Annotated in this window: 4 protein-coding genes; 3 read left to right on the top strand and 1 reads right to left on the bottom strand. The window is 73.9% G+C overall.

Annotated elements, in window-relative coordinates:
* On the top strand, nt 1-1,305 hold a 1,305-nt coding region (locus ABD308_RS25480), incomplete at its 5' end, for a globin domain-containing protein (protein WP_344338916.1).
* A gap of 25 nt (nt 1,306-1,330) precedes the next feature.
* Here ABD308_RS25480 and ABD308_RS25485 read toward each other — a convergent pair.
* Nucleotides 1,331-1,858: an NUDIX domain-containing protein gene (locus tag ABD308_RS25485; protein WP_344338917.1), complete on the bottom strand. Its 528-nt coding sequence runs from the start codon at nt 1,856-1,858 to the stop codon at nt 1,331-1,333.
* A 348-nt stretch (nt 1,859-2,206) separates the two neighbouring features.
* Between ABD308_RS25485 and ABD308_RS25490 the strand changes: the two genes are divergently transcribed.
* Together ABD308_RS25490 and ABD308_RS25495 are read left to right on the top strand one after the other, a co-directional pair.
* Nucleotides 2,207-2,986, top strand: a complete 780-nt coding sequence (locus tag ABD308_RS25490; protein ID WP_344338918.1) for an IclR family transcriptional regulator — start codon at nt 2,207-2,209, stop codon at nt 2,984-2,986.
* Nucleotides 2,987-3,204: 218 nt separating this feature from the next.
* A complete protein-coding gene (locus ABD308_RS25495; RefSeq protein WP_344338919.1) occupies nt 3,205-3,630 on the top strand; it encodes an SsgA family sporulation/cell division regulator in 426 nt (141 codons plus the stop codon).
* Nucleotides 3,631-3,668 lie beyond the last annotated feature (38 nt).

Consider the following 3,668-nt stretch of genomic DNA (forward strand, 5'->3'; position numbering starts at 1 on the left):
ACCCGGCCGCCCGCGGTCCCCGCGCCGAGCCGGCCGGACGCCGCCGCGCCGGCCCCGGTGATCGAGCCGCTGTTCACCAGCGCCCCCGGCCTCAACTGGGCCGTCCCGGCCCTCACCCCGGCGCCGCCCGCGCCGGACCTCCGGGCGGCCGCCGAACTGCCGCCCACCGCCCGGGACCTCGAACTGATCCGGACCAGCCTGGCGGTGGTCGAACCGGTCGCCGACCGGGCCACCGCGCACTTCTACGCGCTGGTCTTCCTCGGCCACCCCGAGATCAGGGCGCTCTTCCCGGCTGCCATGGACGTCCAGCGCGACCGGCTCTTCCGCGCCCTGCTGATGGCCGCCCGCGGCGCCGGCGACCCGGAGGGCCTGCGCGCGCACCTGAGCGCGCTGGGCTGCGCCCACCGCCGCTACGGCACGCTGACCGCCCACTACGGCCCGGTCGGCGAGTGCCTGGTGGCGGCCCTGGCCACGTACGCGGGCGGCCGCTGGACCGCCGAGACCGAGCTGGCCTGGCGCCGGGCCTACCGGCTGATCTCCTCGATCATGATCGAGGCCGCCGAGCGGGACGCCCGCACCGCGCCGCCCTGGTGGCACGGCGAGGTGGTCGCGCACGAGCGCCGCACCGCGGACGTCGCGGTGCTCACCGTCCGCCCCGACCAGCCGTACCCGTACCGGGCCGGGCAGTACGCGAGCCTGGAGACGCCCTGGTGGCCACGGGTCTGGCGGCACTTCTCGTTCGCCTCGGCGCCCCGGCCGGACGGCCTGCTGACCTTCCACGTCAAGGCGGTGCAGGCGGGCTGGGTGAGCAACGCGCTGGTGCACCGGGCCGTGCCGGGGGACGTGCTGCGGCTCGGCCCGGCGGCCGGCGGGATGACCCTGGACCACGCCGACGGCGGGGACCTGCTGCTGGTGGGCGGCGGCACCGGCATCGCGCCGCTGCGGGCGCTGGCCGAGGAGGTGGTCGGGCGGGGCGCGGCGGACCGCTCGGTGGAGGTGTTCTACGGCGCCCGGTCCGTCCAGGGGCTGTACGAGCTGGACGGGCTGCGGGAGTTGGCGCGGCGGCACCGCGGGCTGTCGGTCCGCCCGGTGCTCTCCGGGCCCGGCGCCGGGACGGCCGAGGCGGTCGCGGCCGGTCTGTCGGCGGGCGGACTCCCAGAGGCGGTGGCCGGGGCGGGGCCGTGGGCCGGGCGGACCGCCTACCTCGCCGGGCCGCCCGCGATGGTCCGGCGGACCAGCGGGGTGCTGCTGCGGGCCGGGGTCCCGGCGGAGCGGATCCGGCACGACCTGGCGGCCGGGCGGTGAGCGCGGCCCGGCCGCCGGGCCGGGGTCAGCCGAGGTCGGGCGCGAGCATGGCGCGGACGCCCTCGATGTTGGCGGCCAGGTACGCCCGCAGGCTGGGCGGCACCACGTTGACCGAGGTGACGCCCTCGCGGGTGAACGGCACCCGGACCACCTCGTAGTCGCCGTTGGGCTCGTCGATCTCGGGGCCGTGCCGGCGGTCGAGGTCCATCGAGGCGAGCCGGCAGACGAAGAAGTGCTGCACCTTGACCCCGTGCGGGTGGAGCGGGGTGCCGTCGTCGTGGTGGGTGTGGCTGATGGTGTCCACGAAGACGGGGACCACGTCGACCACCTTGCCGCCGAGCTCCTCGTCCACCTCGCGGTGCAGCGCGTCCACCACGGTGCGGTCGTCGTGCTCGACGCCGCCGCCGGGGGTGATCCAGTACGGGTGCGGGGAGCCGGGCCGGGTGCGCTTGATCAGCACGAGCGAGGCCGGTCCGTACGGGTCGTTCGGGTCGAACTCCAGCAGGATCGCCCGGGCGGTGCGTTTGACGACGGGACGGGGCGGGGTGCGCATGGCGACCTCCGGGGCTGGAGCGTTGTGCGGGAGTCTCCCGCGAGGCGACGCGCCCGAAACGCGGCCCGCCTCCGGGTGCGTCCATTCGTGGTGGATTCGAGTGGCGTTAGATCTTGGATCGCGAAGATGAACGTTGAACAGCTCTTTAGAAGTTAGGCATCTTGCCTAAACTGCCTTTGATTCAAAGGGTTTTGCCGAGTGAACCGTGTCAGAGTCATTGCAGGGACGCTGCGCCTGTGCTGCAATGGGCGACTATCGGGCAAACCGGAGTGATTCACTCCGCATGCTCTTCTGTGTAATGACTCGGGCTGGGGGCTGGTTGTGGCCATGGATCGGATCGCAGAACGCATGGCGCCACCCGCGCGGCCGGCGCGGACCCCGCGCAAGGAGCGGCAGCCTACCCTGATCTCCTCCGTCCAGCGGGCGCTGCGCCTGCTGGAGGCCGTCGGCGGCTTTCGCCACGGGGCCACCGCCAAGCAGCTCGCCCGGGTGGCGGGACTCCCGCTCGGCACCGCGTACCACCTGCTGCGGACCCTGACCCACGAGGGCTACCTGCGGCGGGTGGACGGGCGCTTCCTCTACGGCGAGGCGGTCGACGGCATCGTCCGGGCCGACGACCGGCAGGCCGAACGGCACGGACTGCGGGCCCGGATGGAGCAGTTAAGCGATGAACTCGGCGCGGCCGTCTACTTCGCCCTCTACGAGGACGGCGAGGTCGCCGTGGTGGACACCGTCAACGGCGCCCACCAGCCGGCCGTCGAACCGTGGGCCGACTTCCGGGCCACCGCCCACGCCCACGCGATCGGCCAGTGCCTGCTGAGCCAGCTCCCCGAGGAGGCCCGGCGCGACCACCTCGCGCGCCACCCCCCGGTGGGCCTGACGCCGGCCACGCTCGTCGACGAGGCGGCCGTCCTGCGCCGGATCGCCGGGCTGCGGCACACCATGCCGGTGCTCGAACACCAGGAGTACGCGATCGGCACCGTCTGCGCGGCGGTGCCGATCACCGTGGGCTCGGTGGTCGCCACCATGGCGGTCTCGCTGCCGGTCGAGCAGGCCGACCGGCTCACCGAGGTCGCGGGCCAACTGCGGCGCGACGTCGGCGCGATGACACCGACGTTCGTACTCTGACGGCCCCTCCGCACCGGGCCGGTCCGGGCCCGGACCGGTCGATCCCGCTCGTTCACCATTTGAAAAAGCACACCTTGTCCACGACGTCCCCGGACGGGGACGATGATGATGGACGTACCGCACGCACAATCCCTCCCCCTGTCAGCCAACAGCCTTGTCCGGGTACCCGCGTAACCCTCATCCCCGCGCGGCCGGGCAGTACGAGAGGTGTCGGTGCCATGCAGCACAGCACAGTCCAGGGCCACCTGACCATGAACCTGGTGGTCTCGGAGGAGCTCACCTTCCGCATCGTGGTCGACCTCGACTACGACCCCGCCGACCCCTTCGCGGTCCGCTTCACCTTCCACCTGCCGGGCGACGAGCCGGTCACCTGGGTCTTCGCCCGCGAGCTGCTGCTCGACGGGCTGGCCCGGCCGTCCGGTGAGGGCGACGTGCACATCCACCCGGTCGGCGGGGAGCTCGGCGAGATCTGCCTGGTGCTGCGCTCCCCCGAGGGCGACGCCGTGCTGTGCGGCTCCGCGCCGCCGCTGATCGCCTTCCTGGCCCGCACCGACCGGCTGGTGCCGATCGGCGAGGAGGCCGCCGCCGGCGACCTCGACGCCCAGCTCGAACTCATCCTGCACGGCCACGAGAACGCCGGGTGAGCCGCCGGCGGGCGCAGGAGGCGGAGCGAAAGGGGCCC

The sequence above is a fragment of the Kitasatospora putterlickiae genome (genome assembly GCF_039527695.1).
GTDB lineage: Bacteria > Actinomycetota > Actinomycetes > Streptomycetales > Streptomycetaceae > Kitasatospora > Kitasatospora putterlickiae.